Raw genomic sequence first — 25952 nt, 5'->3', positions numbered from 1 at the left:
CTGGCAACAGATTTCCAAAAGCGATATTTTTCGATAGGATTTGATGAATAAAAGAACTCATTGAGCGGCACTCCCATGATGACTTTCAAGCAGCTCGAAGCCCTTTTCTGGATCGGCGAGCTCGGCAGCTTTGCGCTGGCCGCGCACAAGTTGCATACCTCGCAATCAGCGGTTTCCAAGCGCGTGCACGAGTTGGAGGTCGTGTTCGACACGGAGCTGTTCGACCGCAGCCAACGCGCCGCACGCCTCACGGACAAGGGCGAGGAGATGTTCATGCTGGCAAGGAAGCTGCTCGAGCAGCGCGATGCCGCGGTGGAGCAATTCAGCCGTGAGGATGTCATCGAGCGTCGCGTGCGGATCGGCGTCACCGAACTGACCGCCATGACGTGGCTGCCACGTTGGGTCGAAGTGATCCAGGAGCACTATCCCAAGGTGACGCTGGAGCCGGACGTGGACAGCAGCGTCAATCTCCGCGAGAAGATCCTCGCGGACGAGCTCGACCTCATCGTCGTGCCCGATGCGTTCACCGACACGCGTATTCCGAAGAAGGCGATCGGCAAGGTCGAAAGCGCCTGGATGTGCAAGCCGGGGCTCGTGGACAGCAGCAAGCGCATCCGCCTCCATGAGCTTGCAAGCCATCGCTTGCTGATCCAGGGCGCCAAGTCAGGGACGGGCCTGCTCTACGACAACTGGATGAAGGACCAGGGCGTCCAACCCGCGAACCCCATCGTGATCCACAACCTCGTGGCGCTGATCGGGCTGACCATCTCCGGGCTTGGCGTGAGCTACCTGCCGAAAGAGGCGGTCAGCCAGATGCTCGACCAAGGCTCGCTCGCGTTGATCAAGGTGACGCCGGCCCTGCCGCCCGTCACCTACGTCGCGATGTACAAGGGCGAGCACCGGAGTTCGCTGCTCGCGTCGATCATCATGCTGGCGCAGTCCTGCTGCGACTTCACCCGGATGTTCCAGGCGGCCGGGGACAGCGGCGGCGCCCGTTGACTCTCACACCCCCTTGTTGTTGGGGTTCTTGTAGATCTCCTTCACCGCATCGGTCATGGGAAAGTTCAGGTTCGCATTGGTCGGCGGGATGGGCTTCGTGAACCACTTGGCATAGATCTGCTCGATGGCGCCGGACTTCATCAGGTCGGTCACGGTCTTGTCCACGAGTTCCTTGAACTGCGGATCGTCCTTGCGGTACATGATCCCGTAGGGCTCCTGCCGCAGTGATTCACCCGTGAGGATCTTGAATTCGTCCGGCTTCGGCGACGTGGCGATCAGGCCTGCCAACTGGACGTCGTCGAGGATGTAGGCGACGGTGCGATCGGAGGACATGAGCAGGAATCCGTCCGCGGTGTCCTTGGCCGCGAGTTCCTGCACATCGATGCCGGTCTTGCGGTACGCGCGCAGAAGCTGGACGCCGGTGCTGCCGGAGACGGTCGAGACCGTCTTGCCATTCAGTTCGGCCAGGGAGTTGATGCCCGAGTTCTTCTTGACCGCGGCCGTGATGTTGGTGACGAAATGGCTGGGAGCGAAAGCCACCTGCTGCTGCCGCTGGACTGTGTTCGTGGTGGTTGCGCAGTCGAGGTCGACCGTGCCGTTCGTCAGCAGCGGGATGCGGTTGGTCGAGGTCAGGATCGTGTAGCGCACGTCCAGTTGCGGCATGCCGAGCTTGGCCTTCACCGCATCGACGATCTTCAGGCAGATGTCGTTGGTGAAGCCGACGGGATCACCACCGCCGGTGGGCTTGTACGAGAACGGGATCTGGCTGTCGCGGCCACCGATCGAGATGCTTCCGTTCGCCTTGATCTTGGCCAAGGTGTCGCTCTGGGCCAGGGCGGTCGAGCAGAGCAAGGCGGCACAGAGGCCGAACGTCAACGAGAGTCGGAATGTCATCTGGAGCTTTCGAAAAGGGTTGGAGGCCGCGGCCGTGTCGCAAATTCTCGAAGCGACCATCCTTTTCTAAAAGCGATTTATTTTCATCGACTTGGAGGAAATAAAGTGATCTTTCCTTGAACCGTCAGATTCGCGCCGTCGTGGCGACCCAGTCCCAGACTCGCCCCGGCGCCTCGACCATCACGTTGTGCCCATGCGGCCCAAGATCCTGCGCATCGGGATCGAGGGCGCGCAGGTCCTCCATCGTCACCAGTGCGTCATCGCGCCCGCGGCCGAGATGGACCGGGCAGCGGGCCAGCGACATCAGGTCGGACATCGGAGGCTTGCCCACGCCATGAGCGCGAGGGTCCATCGCCAGACGCCATCCATCGTCGTCACGCACGATGCCCCTTGAGACGACAGGCGACGCCGCATCGACGATGCCGGCAAGGCCGGCAACCTTCAGGTATCGCTCCCTCGCTTCTTCCTGGGTCGCGAACCGCCTGGAAGGCTGGGACGCAAGGGCCTGCATGCGGCGAAGCTCGTCGTCGCTCCATGCGAGCTTGATGCCGGCGCCGAAGACCTGATGCGGAGAGACGCCGAACCAGCCCGTGGCCAGGGCCAGTGCGATCACACCGCCGAGCGAGTGCCCGAGAACCACGAGGCGGCCTTCGGGATGAAGGTGCGGCTGCGTGGCGAGCGCGACACTGGCGGCGTAGTGACCGATGGCGTAGGAATCCTGTCGGCCGGACTGACCGTGGCCGGGCAGGTCCAGCGCCAGCCAGCGGCCGTTCCAGCGATGGCCGGCCTCGGCGCACAGGGGCGACCAGACGGCGCCCGTCGCACCCATTCCATGCAGCATGAGAAGGAGGTCTGCGCCTTCGCCACCTTGATCCACGTACATGTTCACGATCTCCATCGAAGCTCGGAAGGCGCGAGGTTACCCGAGCGTCACGGCGCAATCACCAGCGCGGCACCGGCTCGTCCTTGAGCTGCCTGCGCAACACCTCATAGTCCGGCACCACGCTTTCCACCGTCTCCCAGAACCGCGCACTGTGGTCCATCACGCGCAGATGGCTCAGCTCATGCGCCACCACATAGTCGATCACCGACATCCGGAAATGCACCAGCCGCCAGTGCAACCGGATGGCGCCATCCACGCTCGCGCTGCCCCAGCGCGTCGATGCGTTCGACAGCGACAGCTTGTTCCACTTCACCCCCAGGCGCGGCGCGAAGTGATCGAGCCGTTCGATGAAGATGCGGCGCGCCTGCCGCATGAGCCACGCTTGCGCGGCATCGCGGATCTGCGCCGGCGTGGCGTTGTTCGCCACCGCGAGACGCAGGACGCGTGGCTTGTCTTCATCGGCCGCATCCAGCACCGCGCCGATGCCGTCGAAGGCATGGTGCGGATCGAGTTGCACGGTCACGTCCTGGCCCAGAAAGGGGAAGGTCACACCGTCCTTCCACTCGATGCGCGCGGCTTCGAGCCGCTCATGGCGCTGCTGCGTCTCGGCCAGCTTGCGCAAGATCCAGTCGGACTTTTCAAGCACGGCCGCATCGACGTCGCGCAACGCCACCCAGCGCGGCGCGCGCACCGACAGGCCATCGGCGCCGACGACGAAGCCGATGGTGCGGCGCTTGCCGCGCGTGAACTCGTACGCCACGCGTGCATGGCCCAGCATGAGTTCGCGCGAGGCGCGCGGGTGCACGAAGCTCGCGGGACTCAGCGCGTCGGAGAGCGAGATCGGCGGCAACTGGCTGCCGGGTGCCGGCGGCGTCTGGGCTTCAGGCTGCCGTGCGACCGGCGGCGGCTCGGCGGCTGCAGGAGCGTCGAAGAGATCCAGCGTGAACTGCAGCAGGCTGCGCATGGCGGGACGGCGGAAGTTCAGGCGGTCGTCGATGCAGTCGAGGCCTCGGGCGCGTAGGCCTCGGGGTCGAGCCGGCGCATTTCGCCTTCGATCCAGGCCTCGACTTCGCGCATCAGTTCGTCGGGGCGACGGCCGACGCTGGGGATGGCCGGGCCGATCGACACGTCGACCACGCCCGGGCGCTTGATGAAAGCCTTGCGCGGCCAGACCTTGGCCGAGGTGACGGCAATGGGGATGACGGGCACGCCGGTCTCGCACGCGAGGCGTGTGCCGCCAGTCTTGTAGTGGCCCTGCTGCCCGCGCGGAATGCGCGTGCCTTCGGGGAACATGATGATCCAGATGCCCTGCTCCAGCAGCTTTCGGCCTTGCGCGACGACCTTGTTGAAAGCCTGCGTGCGCTGGCTGCGGTCGATGTGGATCATGTCGAGCCGCGCCATGGCCCAGCCGAAGAAGGGCACGTAGATCAGCTCCTTCTTGAACACGAAGGCCAGCGGGTGCGGCATCAGCGTGGGCATCAGGAAGGTCTCGTACGTGGACTGATGCTTGACCAGGAGCACGGCGCCGGCGAGCTTGTCGGTGGGCAGGTTCTCCATGCCCGTGACGCGGGCGCGGATGCCGAGGAGCACGCGCGCGCCGCCGATCGCCCAGCTGAGCCACTGCACGGCCATCCAGTACAGCGGAATGCCGCGCTTCCAGATGGAGCAGACGCACATGATGATCCCCCAGGGGATCACGGTGACGAGCATCCACAGCGCGTGGACGATGGAACGGATCAGGGACATCAGACGGCGACCTTCAGGGCGGCTTGCTCTTCTCGCTGGAGCAGGAAATCGACGAAGGCGGCAAGGTCCTCGTGCACGATGGTGTTGGGCGGGTATTCGGGCGGCAGCGGCACGCCGCGGCAGGCAGCACCCATGCCGGTGAGCAGCAGGTGCGGCTCGCAGCCGGCGGCGGCGCCGGCCAGCAGGTCTCGCAGGCTGTCGCCGGCGGTGGGCACGTTGGCAAGGTCGACGCCATAGCGCTCGCCGATCTGGGTGAACAGGCCTGGCCGCGGCTTGCGACAGTCGCAGCCCTCGTCGGGGCTGTGCGGGCAATAGAACACGGCTTCGATCCGGCCTCCGACAGCGGCCAGCATCTTGTGCATCTTGGCGTGCATGGCGTTGAGCGACGCAACGTCGAACAGGCCCCGCCCCAGGCCCGATTGGTTCGACGCGATGACGACGTGCCAGCCGGCATGGTTGAGCCGCGCGACGGCCTCGAGCGCGCCGGGCAGCGGCGTCCATTCGAGGTCGCTCTTCACGAAGTCCTCGCGGTGTACGTTGAGGCTGCCGTTGCGGTCGAGGATGACGAGTTTCATGGCGTGTCGATCGGGGGTCAGGCGGCGAGGCGTTCGAGTTGCGCGACGCGGTTCATCGCGTTGTGCAGCAGCATCAGCAGGCCGAGTCGGTTGAGGCGCAGGTCGGACTGTTCGGCATTCACCATCACGCCGTCGAAGAAGGCGTCGACGGGTTCGCGCAGCGCGGCCAGGGTCTGCAGCGATGCGGTGTAGTCGCCTTCATCGAACTGGGCGTCGGCCTTCGGCACGATCTGCCGCATGGCAGCGTGGAGCGCCTTTTCGGCGGGCTCCCGCAGGAGCAGCTCGCTCACGTGGGCGTCCGCTTCGGGCGACTTCTTCAGGATGTTGCCGATGCGCTTGTTGGCGGCGGCCAGTGCGGGCGCTTCGGGCAGTGCGGCGAACGCGCGCACGGCGGCGAGCAGCTTCGGCACTTCGCCGAGGCGCTGCGGGCGCGGCGAGAGCACGGCCTCGACCTCTTGCGCGCTGGCGCCTTGCTCGCGCAGGCTGCCGGCAAGGCGGTCGTAGATGAAGGCTTCGAGCGCATCGGTCGGGTCGGTCAGCGCGACGTCGCCGGCCTTGGGTCCACCGAAGGCTGCAAAAGCCGCGCCGAGCACGGCGCGCAGTTCGAGCGGCAGCTTGCGCTCGGTGAGCATGCGGATCACGCCGAGCGCATGGCGGCGCAGCGCAAAGGGGTCGCGATCACCGGTCGGCAGGTTGCCGATACCGAACATGCCGACAAGGGTTTCGAGCTTGTCGGCCAGCGCGACCACGACGCCGGCGGGATTGCGCGGCAGCTCGTCGCCGGCGAAGCGCGGCTTGTAGTGGTCTTCGATGGCGTCCGCCACGGCCGCGTCGAGCCCATCGTGCAGCGCGTAGTAGCGGCCCATGATGCCCTGCAGTTCGGGGAACTCGCCGACCATGTCGGTCACGAGGTCGGCCTTGGCAAGCTGTGCGGCCTGCGTGGCCTGGCGTGCCAGCGTGGCATCGCCGAGCTGTTCCGCGAGGCCGCGCGCGATGCGCATCACGCGCTCCACGCGCTCGCCCTGCGTGCCGAGCTTGTTGTGATAGATCACCTTGGCCAGCGATTCGACGCGCGAGGCCAGCGACTTCTTGCGGTCCTGGTCGAAGAAGAACTTGGCATCGGCCAGCCGCGGACGCACCACGCGCTCGTTCCCGCCGGTCACGGCGCTCGCATCCTCGGGGCGGATGTTGCTGACGACAAGGAACTTGTTGGTCAGGCGGCCGGCGGCGTCGAGCAGCGGGAAGTATTTCTGGTTGGCCTTCATCGTGAGGATGAGGCACTCCTGCGGCACATCGAGAAACTCGCGCTCGAACTCACAGACCAGGACGTTCGGGCGCTCGACCAGCGCGGTGACTTCGTCGAGCAGCGCGTCGTCGAGGATCGGCTGCGCGCCGCCGCCCACCTTCACTGCGGCTTCTGCGAGCTGCCGTGCGATTTCGGAGCGGCGTGCCTCGAAGCCGGGGATGACGGCGCCATCGTCGGTCAGCTGTTCCGCGTAGTGGTTCGCGTCGCGCAGCACGATAGGGTCGACGGTGGCCTCGAAGCGGTGGCCGTGCGTCTCGCGCCCTGCCTTCAGGCCCAGTGCCTCGACCGCAACGACCGTATCGCCGTGCAGCGCGACGAGGCCGTGAGCGGGGCGCACGAAGCTCACGCTGCTCCAGCCGGGCAGTTCGCAGCCGGTTTCGAGCTGGTAGCTCATGACCTTCGGGATCGGGAGCTTGGCGATGGATTCGGCCAGTGCCTTCTGCAAGCCTTCAGCCAGCGTCGCACCCTTGGCGGTGCTCTCGAAGAACAGCGCCTCGGCCTTGCCGTCCATGGCGCGGCGCAGCCCCGGCACGGCCGACGCATCGGCGCCCAGCGCAGCCAGGCGCTTGAGCAGCGCGGGCGTCGCGTTGCCCGAGGCATCGAGGCCCACCGTCACCGGCATGAGCTTCTGGGAGACGGCCTTGTCGGCGGCCTGCGCGAGCACATCGGTCAGGTGCGCGGCCAGGCGACGCGGCGAGGCGTAGGCGGTCAGCACCGAGCCGGAGTCCGCCAGTCCCTGTGCGACCAACTGATCGCGCAGCACGGAGGCGAAGGCATCGCCGAGTTTCTTCAGCGCCTTGGGGGGAAGTTCCTCGACGAAGAGTTCGACGAGCAGGTTGTTCTTGCTTGTGGACATCGCTCAGGCCGCCTTCTTCGTGATCTGTGCGACCCACTCGCGCGGCGCCATCGGGAATCCGAGCCGTTCGCGGCTCTCGTAGTAGCTCTGCGCGACGCTGCGCGCGAGGTTGCGGATGCGGCCGATGTAGGCCGCGCGTTCGGTCACGCTGATCGCGCCGCGCGCGTCCAGCAGGTTGAAGCTGTGCGCGGCCTTGAGCACTTGCTCGTAGGCTGGCAGCGCGAGCTGTTGTTCCATCAGGTTCCTGGCCTGCTTCTCGTGCGCGGCAAAGGCGGTGAAGAGGAAGTCGGCGTCGCTGTGCTCGAAGTTGTAGGTCGACTGCTCGACCTCGTTCTGCTTGTAGACGTCGCCGTAGCTGAGCCCGTCGGTCCACGTCAGGTTGTAGACGTTGTCCACGCCCTGCAGGTACATCGCGAGCCGTTCCAGCCCGTAGGTGATCTCGCCCGTGATCGGCCGGCAGTCGATGCCGCCGACCTGCTGGAAGTAGGTGAACTGCGTGACTTCCATGCCGTTGAGCCAGACCTCCCAGCCGAGCCCCCACGCGCCGAGCGTCGGATTCTCCCAATCGTCCTCGACGAAGCGGATGTCGTTCTTCTTGAGGTCGAAGCCCAGCGCTTCGAGCGAACCCAGGTACAGCTCGAGGATGTTGCTCGGCGCCGGCTTGAGCACCACCTGGTACTGGTAGTAGTGCTGCAAGCGGTTCGGGTTCTCGCCGTAGCGCCCGTCCTTGGGCCGGCGGCTCGGCTGAACATAAGCAGCCTTCCAGGGTTCCGGCCCGAGTGCCCGCAGGAAAGTGGCCGTATGCGAAGTGCCCGCGCCGACCTCCATGTCGTACGGTTGCAGGAGCGCGCAGCCCTGGTCGGCCCAGTAGGCCTGAAGCTTGAGAATGATTTGTTGGAAGGTCAGCATGTCAGCCCTGGGTGGCCGCGGCAGCGAAGAGCCCCACGCGGCGAACCAATCATTTTAAGAGCCAGCCAGACAGTCCCCTCCCCTCCCGGAAATACCGCGGATCCGGCTCCGCCGGCCCGCCGGTATTGCCCCCTGCAAGGGGGTGGAGAGCGACACGAAGTGCGCGAGCGTGGGGGTGGGCTAGTACTCCCAGAAGATGCGCTGGAGTTCCTTGGTGTCGCTGGTCTTGGCCAGCGCCACCATCGCCAGGATGCGCGCCTTCTGCGGACGCAGGTCATGCGCCACCACCCAGTCGTACTTGTCGTCGGGCTGCTCGGCATTGCGGATCACGAAGCCGTCCGGCACACGCGAGCTGCGAATGACCAGGATGCCGTCGCCGCGCATCTTCTGCAGCACGGGCACGATGCGGTCGGCCACCGAGCCGTTGCCGGTGCCGCCATGGATCAGCGCCTTGATGCCGCTCTTGGCCAGTGCGTCGATGGCCGTCGCCGGCACGCCCTCATAGCCGTAGACGATCTCGACCGGCGGCAGCGCGTTGATGCTGTCGATGTTGAATTCCGACTGCATCGTGTGGCGCTTCACGGGTGCGCGGAACCAGTAGTTGCGGCCCTCGACCACCATCCCGAGCGGGCCCCATTGGCTCTTGAAGGCCTCGGTCTTGATGTTGACGGTCTTGCTGACGTCGCGGCCGGTGTGGATTTCGTCGTTCATCGTCACGAGCACGCCCTTGCCGACCGCGTCCTTGCTGGCCGCGACGTTCACTGCATCGAACAGGTTGAGCGCGCCGTCGCCCGAGAGCGAGGTACCCGGGCGCATGGAGCCGACCACGATGATCGGCTTGGGCGTGTGCACCGTCAGGGTCAGGAAGTAGGCGGTCTCCTCGAGCGTGTCGGTGCCATGCGTGATGACGATGCCGTCGACGTCGGGCTGCTTCGCGAGCGCCGAGACACGCTTCGCCAGCACCAGCAGGTTGTCGTTGGTCAGGCTTTCGGAGGCGATCTGGAAGACCTGCTCGCCGCGGATATTGGCCACCTTCGACAGCTCGGGCAGGCCCGCGATGAGCTTGTCGACCGGCACCTTGGCCGCCGAATAGGTGGCACTGTTGACCGCCGAAGCCCCGGCGCCGGCGATGGTTCCGCCGGTCGCGAGGATCACGACATTGGGCAAGGAAGTCTGCGCCTGGGCGATGGCGCTGGCCGCGAGCAACGCGGCCGCGCCGGCGAAGGCACGAAATCGGGAGGCGAAATACATGAGGACTCCTGTGGTGACGAGGGCAGAGACGATAAGGGAAGCATGGCGTTGCGGAACACCCCCTCGATGCCCGGTGCGCATGCGGTCATGCAGTCGCTCGCAAGCATGCGGCGGTGCAGCGTTTCGGGCAAGCGCTACCATCGCCACGCGGCACGACCCGCCGAGAACGATGACCTCCGACGCCCTTTCCCCCACCGCCGTGGATGCGCAACAGATGCCGGCCCCCATCGGCCCGCTGTCGCGCGCACGGCCCGGGCGCGAGCGGATCCTGGCCGCGATCCGCACGGCGGCCATCGCCGAGTTCAGCCTGCATGGACTCAAGGGTGCGTCGACGCAGGCCATCGCGGCGCGCGCCGGGCTCACCAAGCCCCAGCTCCACTACTACATCCCCGGCAAGGAAGAGCTGTACGAAGAACTGCTGATGCAGGTGCTGCACGACTGGAAGGTGGTGTTCTCGTTCGAGAACCATGCGGGTGATCCGGGCGCCGTGCTGGGCGAGTACATCCGCAAGAAGCTCGACCACGCCTTCGACAGTCCGGAGATCTCGCGCATCTTCACGCGGGAGGTGCTGGATGGCGGTCGCAATCTCGAGCGCTACTGGCCCAACGCACGCGCGTGGACGCAGAAGAAGGTCGACATCATCAACGGCTGGATCGCGCGCGGACTGATGCGGCCGCTGGACGCACGCCTGCTGCTGATGCACATCTGGGCCATGACGCAGAGCTACGCCGACTACGCGCTGCAGACGCGCGTGATGCTCGGGCTGCCTCAGGATGCGCCGATCGACCGCGAACCGATCGCGCGCGAGCTGGTGGCGTTCGTGCTCGCCGGCTGCGGCATCAAGTCCTAGCCCTGCTCCCGCCCCTCTGAGCGAGGGAGTCGCTCCCCCGTTTGGTGCAACGGGATTGGCACGTCGCTTGCATAACCTGACCACTTGCTCTGATTAAGCGGTCAAACACACCATGCGAGTGCTCGTCGTCTACTGCCATCCGGTTGAAACCAGTTTTCATGCAGCGCTGCACCAGGAAGTGCTGCGCAACTTGCGCGCTGCGGGGCACGAGGTGGACGACTGCGATCTCTACGCCGAGGGCTTCAACCCGGTGCTCTCGCGAGAAGAACGGCTGGGCTACCACGAGGTGCCGGCCAACCAGTTGCCGCTGAAGCCCTACGTAGAGCGGCTGCGGTGGGCCGAGGGCATCGTGTTCTGCTTTCCGACGTGGTGCTTCGGCCTGCCCGCGATGCTGAAGGGCTACTTCGACCGCCTCTTCATGCCCGGCGTGGCCTTCGACCTCAGCGATCCGGCCAACGTGAAGCCGATGCTGACGAACATCCAGCGCGTCTCCGCCGTCGTGACCTATGGCCGCCCGCGCTGGGTGGCCTGGTACATGGGCGATCCGCCTCGCAAGATCGTCACGCGCTACATGCGGCGCCTTACCGGCAAGCAGGCGCGCGTCGACTACCACGCGCACTACCACATGAACGTCGCGACCGAGCCCCAGCTGAAGCGCTTCAAGCAGCGCGTCGGCCGCGCGATGGCCCGCTTCGCCTGAGCGCCGCCCCTTTCCCTCCACAGGACCAACCCATGCTCCACGGCTACATCCCGCCCCACCGCTTCCTGCCCTACCTGAGTTGGACCGAGATCGACGCGTTGCCCGACCGCGAGAACACGGTGATCGTGCTGCCCTGCGGCGCGATCGAACAGCACGGCCCGCACCTGCCCTGCTCGGTCGACAGCGTCATCGCGTCGGGCGTGATGGGCAAGGCGCTTGAACGCCTGCCCCCTGAGGTGCGCGCCTTCGCGCTGCCGACCATCACCTACGGCAAGTCGGAAGAGCATCTGCACTTCCCCGGCACGATGACGCTGACCGGCACCACGCTGCTGTCGACGGTGATCGAGATCGGCGAGTCGGTGTATCGCTCGGGCTTCCGCAAGCTGCTGTTCGCCAACGGGCACGGCGGGCAGCCGCAGGTACTGGAGATGGCGGCGCGCGAACTGCGCCTGCGCCATGGCGATTTCGTCGTGGTGCCGCATGGCGTATCGCGCCTGCCCAACGCGTCGAGCAAGCAGATCAGCGACCAGGAGAAGCGGCTCTCGATGCATGCCGGCCACTCCGAGACGGCGCTGATGCTCGCTCTGGCACCCGACACGGTGCACATGGAACGTGCGGCAGCCAACTTCCCGCCGCCCTTCCCGATCAAGCTGCTGTCGGCCGACGGCCGCCCCGCCTGCGCATGGACCGCGCGCGACTTCGGCCCCAGCGGCGTGATCGGCGACCCGACCAGCGCCACGCGCGAACAGGGCGAGGAGATTCTGGACACGCTCTCCGCGAGCTGGGTACAGGCGCTGACCGAGCTGCACGCACTGCGCTGGGTCGTGCGCGAGGAAGCGACCTGGGCCCGGGGCCATGAACAAGGCTTCATCCAGTCGTCGCACCGCCCGGACGCCGCCCTCGCGGCCTGAGGCCCGCTCCTTGCATTCGTCGCCCCATTTCTCCATCCGTCGTTTTCAACAGAGGTCCCTCACCATGCGCAAACCCTTCGCCTTCCGCTTCGGTTCCCTGGCGGCTGCTGCACTCGCCTTCGTGGCGGCCGCACCCGCACAAGCCCAGGACAAGTTCACCTACATGACGAACTGGTACGCGCAGGCCGAGCACGGCGGCTTCTACCAGGCGGTCGCGCAGGGCATCTACAAGAAGTACGGCCTCGACGTGACGATCAAGATGGGCGGTCCGCAGGTCAACATCACGCAGATGATGGCCGCCGGCCAGGCCGACTGCATCATGGGATCGAGCGACATCCAGATGATGCAGGTGCGCGAAGGCGGCGTGCCGGTGGTCAACGTGGCGGCCTTCTTCCAGAAGGACCCGCAGGTGCTCATCGCGCACGACGACGTCAAGAAGTTCGAGGACCTCAAGGGCAAGACCATCCTGATCGGCTCGCAGGCCAACCGCGGGTACTGGCCGTGGCTGAAGGCCAAGTTCGGCCTCACCGATGAACAGACACGCCCCTACACCTTCAACATCCAGCCCTTCGTCGCAGACAAGAACACGGCGCAGCAGGGCTACCTGACCTCGGAGCCCTACGCGATCCAGAAGGCCGGCGTGAAGAGCACGGTGCTGATGTTCAGCGACCACGGCTTCCCGGCCTATGCGACCACCGTGTCGTGCATGGACAAGACGGTGAAGGAGCGCAGCAAGCAGGTCGCCGCCTTCGTCAAGGCGTCGGCCGAGGGCTGGAAGAGCTACCTCGCCGACCCGGCGCCGGCCAATGCGCTGATCAAGAAGGACAACCCCAACATGACCGACGACCAGCTCGCCTACAGCGTGGCGAAGCTGAAGGAGATGGGCATGGTCACCGGCGGCGACGCGGCCACGCAGGGTATCGGCGTGATCACCGATGCACGCTCCAAGGCGAGCTATGACTTCCTCGTGTCGGCCAAGCTGCTGGACCCGGCCAAGGTCGAGATCGGCAGGACCTACACCACCGAATTCGTGAAGGACGCGAAGGTCCTGCCCTGAAACACCGGAGGCTTCGGCCTCCCTCGAAAGGCTCTGCATGAACGACAACGAATCCGCTGCCTACTCACTGCCGTCGCAGCCGGTCGACGAGCTCCCCGCCGTCCCGGCGGTCGAAGTGCTCTCCGCCGAAAAGACCTATCCGAACGGCACGCAGGCCCTGCTGCCGGTCGACCTCTCCATTGCGGAAGGCGAGTTCGTTACCTTGCTGGGCCCCTCGGGCTGCGGCAAGAGCACCTTGCTCAAGATGGTCGCGGGGATGCTGGAGCCGACCGACGGCCGCCTGCTGGTCTGGCGCAAGCCGGTCCGGCAGATCGACGAGAGCGGCAAGCGCATGGCTTTCGTGTTCCAGTCGCCGACGCTGATGCCATGGGCCAGCGTGCGCACCAACGTGCGACTGCCGCTGGACCTGGCAGGCGTGCCACGCAAGGAGGCCGATACGCGTGTTGCTGAGGCGCTGGAGTTGGTGGGACTCGACAAGTTCGCGTCGGCCTTGCCGCGCGCGCTGTCGGGCGGCATGCAGATGCGCGTGTCGATCGCGCGCGGGCTGGTGACACAGCCCGACCTGCTGCTGATGGACGAGCCGTTCGGTGCGCTGGACGAGATCACGCGCCACAAGCTGGACTCGGAACTGCTCGACCTGTGGCGCAAGAAGAAGCTGACGGTGATCTTCGTGACGCACTCGATCCACGAGGCGGTGTTCCTCTCCAGCCGAGTGATCATGATGGCGGCACGGCCGGGCCGCGTGGTGGAACAGTTCCAGATCGACGAACCCTATCCGCGCAGCGCGGACTTCATGGTTTCGCCGCAGTTCAGCCGCTATGCAAAGAAGCTGCAGGACAGCCTGCTGCGAGCGAGCAGCGCGCATGACGAGGTGGCGGCATGAGCGCGCTGGCACCTGCGAGCATCGCGGCCACTTCGCCGGTCGCGGCGCCCTCGGCCTCGGCAAAGCCAAGACCTGCACCGCCCGCGCCGGTCGAGCGAAAGGCCGCGCGCACGCCCCTGCTGCAACAGCCGCGCGTGCAGCGCGTGATGTACCCCTCGCTGGTCGGCGTCGTACTGGTCGCGCTGTGGCAGGGACTGGTCACCGCGATGGAGCTTCCGCCCTATCTGGTGCCCTCGCCCTACCTGATGATGCAGACGCTCGTCACCGACTGGGTACCGCTCGGCATGGCCTTGCTGGTGACCTTGAAGATCACCGTGCTGTCCTTCGTGGTCGCGACCATCGCCGGCGTGCTGATTTCCTTCCTCTTCGTGCAGAGCAAGCTGATCGAGACGGCCCTCTTCCCCTATGCCGTGCTGCTGCAGGTGACGCCGATCGTGGCTGTCGCGCCGCTCATCATCATCTGGGTGAAGAACCCGACTGCGGCGATGGTCGTGTGCGCGGCGCTGGTGGCGCTGTTTCCGATCATCAGCAACACCACGCTGGGGCTGCGCAGCATCGAGCCCGACCTGCAGAGCTACTTCAAGCTGAACCGCGCGACGCGCTGGCAGCAATTAGTGCGCCTGCGCATTCCAAGTGCGCTGCCGTACTTCTTCGGCGGACTGCGGATTTCGAGCGGCCTGGCGCTGATCGGCGCGGTGGTGGCGGAGTTCGTGGCCGGCACGGGCGGATCGGGTGCGGGGCTGGCCTACCAGATCCTGCAGGCGGGCTTCCAGCTCAACATCCCGCGCATGTTCGCCGCGCTGCTGCTGATTTCGCTGACCGGCGTCGCGCTCTTCGTGCTGATGGCCTGGCTCACCAAGCTCGCGCTCGGCTCCTGGCATGCGAGTGAACTCTCACAGGATTGAATTGATGAACGCCCCCGTTTCCCCCATCGAGCGCCTGCACCTCGAACTGCCCGAGCTCGACTGGATCACCGACCCTGGCCGCATCGCACGGCTGTCGCAGGACTTCGCCTGGTTCAGCCCCGTGCTGGACCGGCAATTGAAGGACAAGCGCGCCGACGCCGTCGTGCGGCCGCGCAGCGAGGACGAGATCCGCGCCCTGGTGAGCGCCTGTGCACGGCTCAACGTGCCGATCACCATCCGCGGCAGCGGCACCGGCAACTACGGCCAGACCACGCCGCTCGCAGGCGGGGTGGTGCTGGACATGACGGGCTACAACGCCGTGCAATGGGTACATCCCGGCGTGGCACGCGCCCAGGCGGGCATCCGCTTGGGCGAGCTTGAGAAGCACACCAAGCCGTCCGGGCAGGAGCTGCGCTGCGTGCCTTCGACGTATCGCAGCGCGACGCTCGGCGGCTTGTTCGGCGGTGGCTTCGGCGGCGTGGGCTCTATCAACTACGGACCGCTTGCGGCGCCCGGCAACGTGCTGGGCCTGCGCGCAATGACGATCGAGCCCGAGCCGCAGGTCGTCGAGCTGCGAGGCGAGGAAGCCTTGCGCATGCATCACCTGTGGGGCACCAACGGGCTCGTGCTGGAACTCGAAGTGGCACTGGCACCCGCCCATCCCTGGCTGGAAAGCCTCGTGGTGTTCGAATCGTTCGACGAGGCGCTGGGCTTTGCGGACGCACTGGCGCATGCGCCCGGTATCGTGAAGCGCGAGGTGGCGTTCCTCGCGAGCCCCGTGCCGGATCATCTTGCGCAACTCGCAGAGCACTTGCCAAAGGGTTGCCATGCGGTCCTGTCGCTGGTCGCCGAGTCCTCGGAAGATCCGATGCGCCAGCTCGTGCGTACGCATGGCGGCACGATGAACTATCGCAAGACGGCCGAAGAGGTGCGCAAGAGCAATCGCACCTTGATGGAGTTCACCTGGAATCACACGACGCTGCATGCGCTCAAGGTCGACAAGACGCTCACCTACTTGCAGAGCAGCTTCGTCCCGGGCCGGCATGTGCAGCAGATCAAGGAAATGGAAGCGCTCTTCGACGGCGAGGTCCTGATGCACGCCGAGTTCCTGCGCAACCTCGATGGGTTGATCACCTGCAGCGCGCTTCAGCTCGTGCGCTTCACGAGCGAGGAACGTCTGGACGAGATCATCCGCATGCACCGCGAGCGCGGAGTGCGCATCAACAACCCGCATGTCTTCATCGTCGAGGACGGGAAGGCGGGCGGAGCCTTGCCGCCCGAGATCATCGAGATGAAGAAACGCTTCGACCCGCAAGGGCTCCTGAATCCCGGAAAGCTGCGCGACTGGCCCGTGGGCAAGTGACGACCGGCCGGGTGCCTGCCGCTCAGGCCGCGCGCCGGCGGCGGAAGATCAGCGTTGCTGCGACAACCAGCAGCCCCGCGCCCCACAAAGGCCACAGGCCGAAGCGCGACACCCACATAGCGTAGGGCGTGAGCCCCGCGCGGCCTTCGACCTCGGCCTCCAGCACGCCGCGCGTGAGGCGCGGCAGTTCGTGAGTGACGCGGCCGCGGTGGTCGATGACGACGGTGGCGCCCGTGTTGGTCGAGCGCACCATCGGCCGCTGGAACTCCAGCGCCCGCATGCGCGAGATGGCCAGGTGCTGGTCGATCGCGATCGAGTCGCCGAACCACGCGATGTTGCTCACGTTGAGCAGCACCGTCGGCGCATCGGCCTCGTTGCGAAAGTTCGCGCCGATCTCGTCGCCGAACAGATCCTCGTAGCAGATGTTGGGCGCGATGCGCTGGCCCTGCCAGGCAAAAGGCGCCTGGGCGAGGCCACCGCTGCGGAAGTCGCCCAAGGGGATGTTCATCATGTCCGTGAACCACCGGAACATGCGCGGGATGAACTCGCCGAAGGGAACGAGGTGATGTTTTTCGTAGCGGTACGGCGTGGCTTCGCCGGGCTTGAAGGCCAGCACCGCATTGCTGTAGGACTGGCCGTCGCCCGTCGGAAGGCCCACGATGGCGGCCTGTTTGCCGCTGGCGTAGCGCGTCGCGATGGCATCCAGGTAGCCTGGCGGCAATTGCGAGGGCAGCAGGGGCAAGGCGGTCTCGGGCGTGATGACGAGCGGCGCGGTGGCCTTCTGCAATTGCTCGCCGTACCAGCGCAGTGCCGTCACGACGCCGCCGCTGGGGATGAATTTTTCGTCCTGCGGGATGTTGCCCTGGAGCAGTGCGATGCTGAGGCGGCCGCGTGAACGGGCCGCATCGTCGGCGGGCATGCCTCGCAAGATGCTGAGGAGCATTGGCACGCACAACAGGACGAGCGCAAGGGCCACAGGCGCGGCGAATGCGCGTCCGCGCGCACTACGAAAGGCGAGCGCAGCCAGCGTCGCGATGCCGGCGGCCACGGCGCCAATGCCGTAGACACCCAGCCAGGGCGCATAGACAGCCAGCGGTCCATCGACATGCGCGTAGCCGCCAGCGCCCCAAGGGAAGCCGGTGAACCAACTGCCGCGAAGCAGTTCGGCCAGCGTCCACAGTGCAGCGAAGAACGCGGCGGCGCGCACGGGGCCCGATGGCGCGCACGCTACGAACAGGGCGCACGCCAGCGCGTAGTACAGGGCCAGCGCGGCCGAGAGCGCGAGCACGGCGATGGCGGCGAGCGGGGCTGCAAGCCCCCCGTAGGTGTGCATCGAGATGAAGAGCCACCAGAAGGTGCCGCAGAGCCAGGCCGTCGAGAACAGCCAGCCGTAGAGCGCGCCGCTGCGCAAGCGCCGGCGGCTGCCTGCGCCCGAACGCAACGCATCGAGTTGCCAGACCAGCGCGGCGAGCGAAAGCAGTTGCAGCCACCACAGGGGCTGTCCGTTCCACGGTGCGGCAATGGAGGCGGCCTGCGCAAGACCGGCCAGGCCGAAGCCCAGCGCGCGAATCAGTGTTTTCAATCGGCCGCGTCGTCGCCGCGCGCGGGCGAGACCTTGAACCAGCGCACCGCGCCGCCCTTCGTGTGCAGCACGACGAAGTCGAAGGCGCCGATCGCGAAGTGCTCGCCGCGCTTGGGCACGTGGCCCATCTGGTGCGCGATCAATCCGCCGATGGTGTCGAAGTCCTCGCTGAGCACCTCGTCGTCGAAGGTGATGCCGAAAGCTTCGGCCACGCGCTCGATGGGCGTGTCGCCCGACACACGGTAGGTGTGGTCCGCGAGGCCGAAGATGTCGCCCTCGTCTTCGGCGATGTCGAACTCGTCCTCGATCTCGCCGACGATCTGTTCGAGCACGTCCTCGATGGTGATCAGGCCGGCCACGCGGCCGAACTCGTCGATGACGATCGCGAGGTGGTTGCGATTGCCGCGGAATTCGCGCAGCAGGTCGTTGAGCCCCTTGCTCTCCGGCACGAAGGTCGCGGGCCGCAGCAGGGCGCGGATGTTGAGGCCCGGTGCGCGTTGCAGCTTGAGCAGGTCCTTCGCGAGAAGGATGCCGATGATGTTTTCCTTTTCGCCCTCGTAGACGGGGAAGCGCGAGTGGGCGGTGTCGATCACCAGGTGCAGCAACGCGTCGAAGGGCGCGTCGATGTTGACCAGGTCCATGCGGGGCGCGGCCACCATCACGTCGCCGGCCGTCATGTCGGCCATGCGGAGCACGCCTTCGAGCATGACGCGTGATTCGGGACCGATCACGTCGTTGTCCTCGGCGTCGGCAAGCGTTTCGATCAGCTCGTCGCGCGAGTCGGGCCCGGGATGGATGAATTCGGCGAGCTTTTGAAGAAAGCTGCGCTTGTCTTCACGCTCGACGGGCGCGCGTTCAGGGTGAGGGTCTGCCACTGCGGGAGGGCTTAGTTGGGGGACTACAAGCATACATGAGGCACCCCCGTTGCTTGCTCACTTCGTGTAGCCGCCTCCCCCCTCAGGGGGGCGTGGCCTTCGGACCGGCGAAGCCGGATCCGCGGCCACCGACCCACGCGGCGCGCTGCACGAGGCCGCTCGGGGAGGCGGCGCCTTGCGGGCCTGGCTACGGTGAGGACTTTTCTCTTGCGGCCCGGACGCCGCTGCGGATTTCCTGGAGTTCGGCCAGGAAGGCCCAGAACTGCTTGGCGCGCGTCTTGAGTTGGTAGTCGACCTGGGCGAAGTGCTGCAGGGCGATTTCGCTCATGCGGCTATCGAAGGTGGCCGCTGGGAGTTCGAGGTGGGCCTCGGATTCGGAGCCGCTGCGCACGACGGTCGCGCCGGCGTTGCGGGCGATCTTGAGCATGGCCGCGTTTTCGCTCAGGGCGTGGATGAACAGCATGCCGACGCCCTCGTTGCGGGCAACGACGACGGCGCGCTCGAACAGGCGAGCGCCGTAGCCTCGTCCCCGGGCGTGTTCGGCGACGGAGACGCCGAATTCGGCGCAGTCCTGCTGCTGCTCAGCGGGCGCGAAGGCCAGGTGGGCCATCGCGATGAGGTCGAGTCGGCGGTTGTAGATGCCGAAAAGCTCGTCGCGCTCGAAATCGAGACCGTCGACGTAGCGGCGAATCTGCTCGTCCGACGCCGCATAGCCGAAGCGCAGATAGCGGTCGTGCGGTGCGAGGGCGAGCAGGTGTTGCGCGATGCGGTCACGCTCGCGCGGGCCGATCGAACGGATCGGCACCATCACAGGGGTCGGCGCGGCGGTGCGCGGATGCGCCTCAACCATCGGCGCCTTCAGGAAAGAGCCGACGCCGAGTGAGGCTAGAAAGAGGGCCTTGGCGGTAAGCATGCATCAAATATAAGGGTTTTCCCTAGACTCACAAGGCTGTAGGGACACCCCGGCGCTTCATTGGTGAACAAGTACCAAAAAAAGACCGATACCGTTACAAAACTGTTGTTACACGGGCACTGCGGTCGTCGCTTTCACGCGGTCGAGCACGAAGCTGGTCTTGCAGTCTTGCACGCTGGGGTGCTTAAGCAGCGTGTCCATGATGAAACGGCTGTAATGGCCCATATCGGCCACGACCACCCGCAAGAGGTAGTCCATCTCCCCGGTCAGCGCCGCGCATTCGACGACTTCCGGCCAAGTTTGAACGCTGGCGCGGAACAAGTCCATGGGGTTGCGCTTGTGGCTTTCGGTGTGCTTTTCGAGTCGGACGTTCAGATAGGCGGTGAGCCCGAGGCCGACCGATTCGGGCTTGACGAGGGCAACGTAGCGATCGATGACGCGTGCTTCCTCCAGCCGCTTGACCCGTCGCAGCACCGCGCTGGGAGAGAGGCTGACCTGCTCCGCCAATTGGTCGTAGGTGGCGCGCCCATCGGATTGCAGGGTGCGAAGAATGTGTCGGTCGATCTTGTCAAGTGCGTCCATATTTTGATTTTCGCAGGATTCCTGCGCCACCGACCGCAAGCAGGCGCAACAACGCACAAAAGATGATGCCTCGCGCTTTTACAGTTCAACACGGACACCGCAGAACCGCGGCGCGACACTGAATCACCCACCCCGCCTATCGGAGAGCCGCCATGAGCACCAACGACGAATCTGCTTTCACGCCTTGGGAGAACCCGATGGGAACCGACGGCTTCGAGTTCATCGAATACGCCGCACCCGATCCCGCCGCGATGGGCAAGGTCTTCGAGCAGATGGGCTTCCGGCCGATCGCCAGGCACCGGCACAAGAACGTGCTGCTGTATCGCCAGGGCACGATCAACTTCATCATCAATTCGGAGCCTGACTCCTTCGCGCAGCGCTTCGCGCGCCAGCATGGTCCGAGCATCTGCGCGATCGCATTCCGCGTGCAGGACGCCAAGGCCGCCTACGAGCGCGCCATCTCGCTGGGCGCCTGGGGCTTTGCGCCCGGTGCCGGCCCGGGCGAACTGAACATCCCGGCCATCAAGGGCATCGGCGACAGCCTGATCTATTTCGTCGACCGCTGGCGCGGCAAGAACGGTGCGGCCCCTGGCGACATCGGCAACATCGGTTTCTACGACGTGGACTTCGAGGCCCTGCCCGGCCTGACTGCGGTCGAGGCGCTCGCGCCGGAAGGCCACGGCCTCACCTACATCGACCACCTGACGCACAACGTGCACCGCGGTCGCCTGAAGGAATGGGCCGACTTCTACGAGCGCCTGTTCAACTTCCGCGAGATCCGCTACTTCGACATCGAAGGCCAGGTCACGGGCGTGAAGAGCAAGGCCATGACCAGCCCCTGCGGCAAGATCCGGATCCCGATCAACGAAGAAGGCAACGAAAAGGCCGGCCAGATCCAGGAGTACCTGGACAGCTATCGCGGCGAAGGCATCCAGCACATCGCGATGGGTTCGCGCGACCTGGCGCATTCGGTCGACGCGCTGCGCGCTTCGGGCGTGAAGCTGCTGGACACCATCGACACATACTACGAACTGATCGACAAGCGCATCCCTGGCCACGGCGAGAACGTGGCCGCGTTGAAGAAGCGCAAGATCCTGGTCGACGGCAAGAAGGGCGCGTTGCTGCTGCAGATCTTCAGCGAGAACCAGCTCGGGCCCATCTTCTTCGAGTTCATCCAGCGCAAGGGCGACGATGGCTTCGGCGAAGGCAACTTCAAGGCGCTGTTCGAAAGCATCGAACTCGACCAGATCCGCCGCGGCGTGCTCGCCGCCGCACAATAGGCGCCCTTATCTCTATGTAGGAGCTCCGCATGCGCCCGACGTCCTCGCTTCGTTCTTCCCTCTGGGTGGCGGCTGCAGCCCTGGCACTGGGAGGCTGTGCGATGACGCCGCGGCCAGGCGAGACGACTTCTCGGCTCGACGCCGTGCAGAAGGCGGGCGTGCTGCGCATCTGCACGCCCGGGGACTACCGGCCGTTCAGCTTCCAGAAGCCGGACGCGGGCTACGAAGGCATCGACGTCGATCTGATGACCAGCTTCAGCGCGAGCCTCAACGCGAAGCCGGAGTGGGTCAAGACGACGTGGGCCAATCTCTTGCCCGACCTCGCGGCCGGCAAGTGCGACATGGCGGTGGGCGGTGTGTCGGTGACCACCGATCGCCAGAAGCGCGCCTTCTTCAGCACGCCCTACATGGTCAACGGCAAGACGCCTATTGCGCGCTGCGCGGACATCGCCAAGTACCAGACCGTGGAGCTGATCGACAAGCCGGAAGTGCGGGTGATCTTCAACCCGGGCGGCAGCAACGAGCGTTTTGCGCGCGCGAACTTCAAGCGCGCCAAGCTCACGCTGCATGGCGAGAACGTGACCATCTTCGACGAGATCCTCGCGAACCGCGCCGATGTCTTCGTGACCGAGTCGGCCGAGGCCATTACGCAGCAGAAGCTCAAGCCGGGCCTCTGCGCCATCAACCCCGACAAGCCGCTGCAGTACGGCGAGATGGCGTGGATGCTGCCGCGCGACGATGTGGCCTTCAAGGCCTATGTCGACCAGTGGCTTCACCTGTCGGTCGCGGGCGGCGAATTCCAGCGGACGATGGACCGCTGGCTCAAGTAGCGCGGTCGCCCCGGCCGCTGTGGGCGAATCGGGGCAGCAGCCTCGCGGCGAGGGCTCGCGCCGTGGGAAGCATCTTGGTTCAGCTCTCCAGCAGTACCAGGGTCTCGCGCATGACCCGAGGGTCGAAAGCCAGTTCCACGTGCGCCCGGCCCGGAACGAGACGGTTGTCCGCCGCCGGCAAGGTCGCCACGGAAGTGGGAAAGACGATGTTGTCGCAGTTGGAATACCAGCAGGTGAACGGCACTTGCTGCGTGCTCGCCCGCTCGCCTTCGATTTTCTGCAGCCATTCGCCGCCCATGCGCATCTCCCGGCCGTTGACGGTGCGGCCGAAGCGCGCCAGCCACGTGCCCCGGTGCGGCGTGGCGATCGTCACGATGCGGTGCACACGTGCGCCATCCGAATCGCGCAGCCAGGCCCGGGCAGCCAGGCCCCCCATGCTGTGGCAGATGAGGAGCGGCGGCTGCCCCGTAGCGGCCGTTACGCGCGCAATCGCGTCGTCGACGATTTCAACGTAGCGATCGATGGAGCCGAAAGCCGGCTCCAGCGTGACTGCCACGAACACACGCCCAGAAGCCTGCAACTCGCGCAGCCACGGATTCCAGAAGCCGCGATTGCCGACAAAGCCATGGACCAGCACTGTCCCACGGCGCGGATCGGGCTGGAGTCGGTCCGGGATGGAATTGGACCGGAAGGGCTGGCGCCAGCCGAAGACCGTCGGCGCCGCCAGGCTCTCGGCCAGCCATGCGCGGATGTACTGCATCGCGCTGCCGCGACGAACGGGATCCTGCGCGCTCACGCGATAGCTGGCGAGAAACTCGAAAGCCAGCACGCCCGCATGCGCGCAGATCAGCACCACGAGGCCTGTGAGGGCGATCACCATCGATCTCCCCCACCAGAAGCTCGTCCACGCGACGGCGATCACGAGCCAACCCCACACCGACCATCGCTGAAGACGCGCAATCATGAGTCCGACTATCGCATGGGCGACTGACGCGGTGCCGCATTAGGACAAGCCCGCTGGCGGCCAGCACGAGCTCGCTTCGACAATCCGCGCCAAAGGAAACCGCATGCAGACATCCGTGCTACAGAACTATCCGGCCGGCGTGCCGCACGAAGTCCACCCCGAGCAATACCGTTCGCTGGGGCAGATGTTCGACGAGTCATTCAAGCGATATGCCGAGCGCCCGTTTTCCGTGTGCATGGAGCGGTGGATGTCCTATGGCGAGCTCGATGTCTTGTCGACCGCGCTGGGAGCCTGGCTGCAGTCGCGCGGACTGGAGGATGGCGCACGCGTGGCGATCATGCTGCCCAACGTGCCGCAATTCCCGGTCACGATGTGCGGCGTGCTGCGCGCGGGCTACACCTGCGTCAACGTCAATCCGCTGTACACCGCGCGCGAACTCGAGCACCAACTGAAGGACTCCGGCGCGACGGCGATCGTCATTCTCGAGAACTTCGCGGCTACGCTCGAACAGGTGATCGACAGCACCGCCGTGAAGCATGTCGTGGTCGCGTCGATGGGTGACCTTCTCGGCGGGCTGTACGGCAAGTGGATCACCATCGCCGTCCGGCATCTCGCGAAGATGGTGCCGGCCTACAAGCTGCCGCTGGACAACGGCCGGACCGTCACGCCGTTCTCCCAGGTGATCGAGGAGGGCCGGGGCCGCAAGCTCGGGGCCGACCCGAGCACGCTGGATTCGATCGCCTTCCTGCAATACACCGGCGGTACGACGGGCCTGTCGAAAGGAGCGGTGCTCACGCATCGCAACATCGTCGCGGCGACGCTCCAGGCAGAGGCGTGGTTCACGCCGGCGCTGGCCCGCGCGGGCGATCTGTCGAAGGTCAACAGCATCGCGGCGCTGCCGCTGTATCACATCTTCGCCCTGACGCTCTGCCTGCTCGCGATCCGCCAGGGCTCGCATCTCACGTTGATACCGAACCCGCGCGACTTCGACAAGTTCATCGCGGTACTGAAGAAGCGGCCCTTCCATATGCTGCCGGCAGTGAACACGCTCTTCAACGCCTTGCTGGTGCATCCCGAGTTCAAGACGGTCGATTTCTCGACCCTGTTCGTCTCGCAGGCCGGCGGCATGGCAGCTTCGGAGGGCACGGCGCGCAAGTGGTTCGAGGTCACTGGATGTCCGATGATCGAAGGCTGGGGCATGAGCGAGACCTGCGCCATCGGCACGAACAACCCGGTGTCGAACACCGCGTTCACCGGCACCATCGGCCTGCCGCTGCCGGGCATCGAGCTCGCGATCAAGGACGATGAAGGCCGCTCGCTCCCCGATGGCGAAGCGGGCGAGCTGTGCATCAAGGGGCCCAACGTGATGACCGGCTATTACAACCAGCCTGCGGAAACCGCTGCGGCGTTCACGCCGGACGGCTTCATGCGGACCGGCGACATCGCCGTGATGCAGGAGGACGGCTACAGCAAGATCGTCGACCGCAAGAAGGACATGATTCTCGTGAGCGGCTTCAACGTCTTTCCGAACGAGCTCGAGAACGTCATCTCGCTGTGCCCTGGCGTGATCGAGTGCGCCGCGGTCGGCGTGCCTGATGAAAAGCAAGGCGAAGCCATCAAGGTCTTCGTCGTCCGGAAGGACGCTTCACTGACCGAGGACACGGTCATGCGCTATTGCCACGATCAACTGACCGGGTACAAGCGGCCGAAGCACATCGAGTTTCGCGACGCCTTGCCAAAGACCAATGTCGGAAAGATTCTTCGCCGGCAATTGCGCGTGGGCGCGCAGGCTTGACGGGCGTCGACGGTCTGCCAGCCCAGCTGCTGGTCATGGAGCGGGGATGGCTGTCGGCCAACAACATCGTCTTCGTCGGGCGCGACCAGGCGGCGGTGGTCGACACCGGGTATGTCACTCATTCGGACCAGACGCTCGCGCTGATCGAAGCAACGCTGGCCGGACGGCCGCTCGATCTGATCCTGAATACGCACCTGCACAGCGATCATTGCGGCGGCAACGCCGCGCTGCAGGCGCGTTACCCGGGCGTCGAGACGCGAATTCCGCCCGGAGAGGCGTCCTTGGTAGAAACCTGGGATGAAGACGGGCTGAGCTTTCGGACGACCGGCCAGAATTGCCCGCGATTTCGCTTCGATGCGCTGCTCCAGGCTGGCCACGAGGTCGTCCTCGGCGACATTCCGTGGGAGGTCCACGCCGCTCCGGGCCATGATCCGCATTCAATCATCCTTTGGGAGCCGCGCTCGCGAACCTTGATTTCTGCGGATGCGTTGTGGGAGAACGGCTTTGGGGTCGTGTTTCCTGAACTTTCGGGCGAACCATCTTTCGACGAGGTCGCGGCGACGCTCGATGTGATCGAGGCGCTCCACCCGCTCCGGGTCATTCCGGGACATGGCGCCGTATTCGACGAAGTCGCCGGCGCATTGCGATCGGCGCGGAGCCGGCTCGAGGGCTTCGCGCGGGACCCCGCCAAGCATGCGTGGCACGCGGTCAAGGTGTTGGTGAAGTTCAAGCTGCTTGAAGTGCAGTCAATGAGTAATGAGGAATGGCAATCGTGGGTGCAGCAAACGCCTTACCTGGAGACCATTCGCGCTCGTTTCTTCCCCGCATCCACGTTGGAAGACCTGAGCGCGCAGGCGCTGGCTGCACTCGTGAAGACCGGCGCAGCCTCCGCAACTGCGGAGCGAATTCAGAATCGCTGAAGAACCGCAAACGCGGACGCAAAAAAGCCCAGCCTTTGTGGGGCTGGGCTTTTCTGGGCTGTAAGAGCCTGACGATGACCTACTTTCACACGGGAACCCGCACTATCATCGGCGCTGAGGCGT

Annotated in this window: 25 protein-coding genes; 12 read left to right on the top strand and 13 right to left on the bottom strand. The window is 65.7% G+C overall.

Annotated features, from left to right (window positions below; genetic code table 11):
* The first annotated feature begins 78 nt into the window (after positions 1-78).
* The gene (locus QTH97_RS24595; RefSeq protein ID WP_286571199.1) at positions 79-999 is read left to right on the top strand and encodes a LysR family transcriptional regulator; all 921 of its coding nucleotides are present in this window, start codon (positions 79-81) and stop codon (positions 997-999) included.
* Between the two features lie 3 nt (positions 1000-1002).
* Here the strand turns inward: QTH97_RS24595 and QTH97_RS24590 are convergent, their stop codons facing one another.
* The 8 genes from QTH97_RS24590 to QTH97_RS24555 all read right to left on the bottom strand — a co-directional run bounded on the left by QTH97_RS24590 (position 1003) and on the right by QTH97_RS24555 (position 9419).
* Positions 1003-1893, bottom strand: a complete 891-nt coding sequence (locus QTH97_RS24590; RefSeq protein ID WP_286571111.1) for an amino acid ABC transporter substrate-binding protein — start codon at positions 1891-1893, stop codon at positions 1003-1005.
* A gap of 124 nt (positions 1894-2017) precedes the next feature.
* A complete protein-coding gene (locus QTH97_RS24585) occupies positions 2018-2776 on the bottom strand; it encodes an alpha/beta fold hydrolase (RefSeq protein ID WP_286571110.1) in 759 nt (252 codons plus the stop codon).
* Positions 2777-2834: 58 nt separating this feature from the next.
* Positions 2835-3740 (bottom strand): M48 family metallopeptidase, encoded by a 906-nt coding sequence (locus QTH97_RS24580; RefSeq protein ID WP_286571109.1) that lies wholly within the window; start codon positions 3738-3740, stop codon positions 2835-2837.
* Positions 3741-3757: 17 nt separating this feature from the next.
* Positions 3758-4522, bottom strand: a complete 765-nt coding sequence (locus QTH97_RS24575) for a lysophospholipid acyltransferase family protein (protein ID WP_286571108.1) — start codon at positions 4520-4522, stop codon at positions 3758-3760.
* Positions 4522-5097 (bottom strand): D-glycero-beta-D-manno-heptose 1,7-bisphosphate 7-phosphatase, encoded by a 576-nt coding sequence (gene gmhB, locus QTH97_RS24570; protein ID WP_286571107.1) that lies wholly within the window; start codon positions 5095-5097, stop codon positions 4522-4524. Before gmhB ends, QTH97_RS24575 begins: the two co-directional genes overlap by 1 nt.
* 17 nt (positions 5098-5114) lie before the next feature.
* Positions 5115-7259: a glycine--tRNA ligase subunit beta gene (glyS, locus tag QTH97_RS24565; protein WP_286571106.1), complete on the bottom strand. Its 2145-nt coding sequence runs from the start codon at positions 7257-7259 to the stop codon at positions 5115-5117.
* 3 nt (positions 7260-7262) lie between these two features.
* Complete coding sequence (glyQ, locus tag QTH97_RS24560; protein ID WP_286571104.1) at positions 7263-8168, bottom strand: glycine--tRNA ligase subunit alpha; 906 nt, start codon at positions 8166-8168, stop codon at positions 7263-7265.
* Between the two features lie 180 nt (positions 8169-8348).
* Entirely contained in the window at positions 8349-9419 is a 1071-nt protein-coding gene (locus QTH97_RS24555; RefSeq protein ID WP_286571103.1) for an asparaginase, read from the bottom strand.
* A 169-nt stretch (positions 9420-9588) separates the two neighbouring features.
* Here QTH97_RS24555 and QTH97_RS24550 point away from each other — a divergent pair, with 169 nt between their 5' ends.
* The 7 genes from QTH97_RS24550 to QTH97_RS24520 all read left to right on the top strand — a co-directional run bounded on the left by QTH97_RS24550 (position 9589) and on the right by QTH97_RS24520 (position 16088).
* Positions 9589-10269: a TetR family transcriptional regulator C-terminal domain-containing protein gene (locus QTH97_RS24550; protein ID WP_286571102.1), complete on the top strand. Its 681-nt coding sequence runs from the start codon at positions 9589-9591 to the stop codon at positions 10267-10269.
* Between the two features lie 112 nt (positions 10270-10381).
* Positions 10382-10969, top strand: coding sequence for an NAD(P)H-dependent oxidoreductase (locus tag QTH97_RS24545; protein ID WP_286571101.1), 588 nt, complete (start codon positions 10382-10384; stop codon positions 10967-10969).
* Positions 10970-11001: 32 nt separating this feature from the next.
* Positions 11002-11880, top strand: coding sequence for a creatininase family protein (locus tag QTH97_RS24540; protein WP_286571100.1), 879 nt, complete (start codon positions 11002-11004; stop codon positions 11878-11880).
* A gap of 64 nt (positions 11881-11944) precedes the next feature.
* The gene (locus QTH97_RS24535) at positions 11945-12937 is read left to right on the top strand and encodes an ABC transporter substrate-binding protein (protein WP_286571099.1); all 993 of its coding nucleotides are present in this window, start codon (positions 11945-11947) and stop codon (positions 12935-12937) included.
* A 37-nt stretch (positions 12938-12974) separates the two neighbouring features.
* Complete coding sequence (locus QTH97_RS24530; RefSeq protein WP_286571098.1) at positions 12975-13820, top strand: ABC transporter ATP-binding protein; 846 nt, start codon at positions 12975-12977, stop codon at positions 13818-13820.
* Between the two features lie 146 nt (positions 13821-13966).
* Entirely contained in the window at positions 13967-14725 is a 759-nt protein-coding gene (locus QTH97_RS24525; protein WP_286571198.1) for an ABC transporter permease, read from the top strand.
* 4 nt (positions 14726-14729) lie between these two features.
* Positions 14730-16088 (top strand): FAD-binding oxidoreductase, encoded by a 1359-nt coding sequence (locus QTH97_RS24520; RefSeq protein ID WP_286571097.1) that lies wholly within the window; start codon positions 14730-14732, stop codon positions 16086-16088.
* A 22-nt stretch (positions 16089-16110) separates the two neighbouring features.
* Here the strand turns inward: QTH97_RS24520 and lnt are convergent, their stop codons facing one another.
* From lnt to QTH97_RS24500, 4 genes are all read right to left on the bottom strand, one after another.
* Positions 16111-17670 (bottom strand): apolipoprotein N-acyltransferase, encoded by a 1560-nt coding sequence (gene lnt / locus QTH97_RS24515; protein ID WP_286571096.1) that lies wholly within the window; start codon positions 17668-17670, stop codon positions 16111-16113.
* The gene (locus QTH97_RS24510; protein WP_286571095.1) at positions 17667-18545 is read right to left on the bottom strand and encodes a CorC family transporter; all 879 of its coding nucleotides are present in this window, start codon (positions 18543-18545) and stop codon (positions 17667-17669) included. Before QTH97_RS24510 ends, lnt begins: the two co-directional genes overlap by 4 nt.
* Positions 18546-18732: 187 nt before the next feature.
* Entirely contained in the window at positions 18733-19458 is a 726-nt protein-coding gene (locus tag QTH97_RS24505) for a GNAT family N-acetyltransferase (RefSeq protein WP_286571094.1), read from the bottom strand.
* Positions 19459-19566: 108 nt separating this feature from the next.
* Positions 19567-20040, bottom strand: coding sequence for an Lrp/AsnC family transcriptional regulator (locus tag QTH97_RS24500; RefSeq protein ID WP_286571196.1), 474 nt, complete (start codon positions 20038-20040; stop codon positions 19567-19569).
* A 152-nt stretch (positions 20041-20192) separates the two neighbouring features.
* On the opposite strand from QTH97_RS24500, the gene hppD reads away from it, so the two are divergent.
* Positions 20193-21320 carry a 4-hydroxyphenylpyruvate dioxygenase gene (gene hppD, locus QTH97_RS24495; protein WP_286571093.1) on the top strand — a complete coding sequence of 376 codons (1128 nt, stop codon included), beginning with the start codon at positions 20193-20195 and terminating at the stop codon, positions 21318-21320.
* A gap of 29 nt (positions 21321-21349) precedes the next feature.
* Positions 21350-22150 carry a transporter substrate-binding domain-containing protein gene (locus QTH97_RS24490; protein ID WP_286571092.1) on the top strand — a complete coding sequence of 267 codons (801 nt, stop codon included), beginning with the start codon at positions 21350-21352 and terminating at the stop codon, positions 22148-22150.
* A 79-nt stretch (positions 22151-22229) separates the two neighbouring features.
* Here QTH97_RS24490 and QTH97_RS24485 read toward each other — a convergent pair whose 3' ends face one another.
* Positions 22230-23114 carry an alpha/beta fold hydrolase gene (locus QTH97_RS24485; RefSeq protein ID WP_286571091.1) on the bottom strand — a complete coding sequence of 295 codons (885 nt, stop codon included), beginning with the start codon at positions 23112-23114 and terminating at the stop codon, positions 22230-22232.
* A gap of 103 nt (positions 23115-23217) precedes the next feature.
* On the opposite strand from QTH97_RS24485, the gene QTH97_RS24480 reads away from it, so the two are divergent.
* Together QTH97_RS24480 and QTH97_RS24475 are read left to right on the top strand one after the other, a co-directional pair.
* The gene (locus tag QTH97_RS24480; RefSeq protein WP_286571090.1) at positions 23218-24909 is read left to right on the top strand and encodes an AMP-binding protein; all 1692 of its coding nucleotides are present in this window, start codon (positions 23218-23220) and stop codon (positions 24907-24909) included.
* A gap of 35 nt (positions 24910-24944) precedes the next feature.
* A complete protein-coding gene (locus QTH97_RS24475; protein ID WP_286571195.1) occupies positions 24945-25829 on the top strand; it encodes an MBL fold metallo-hydrolase in 885 nt (294 codons plus the stop codon).
* The last annotated feature ends 123 nt before the right edge of the window (positions 25830-25952 follow it).

This window comes from Variovorax gracilis (genome assembly GCF_030317115.1).
Classification (GTDB): domain Bacteria; phylum Pseudomonadota; class Gammaproteobacteria; order Burkholderiales; family Burkholderiaceae_C; genus Variovorax; species Variovorax gracilis.
Note: the sequence above shows the minus strand (reverse complement) of the source record. Positions and strands in the feature narration are given on the sequence as shown.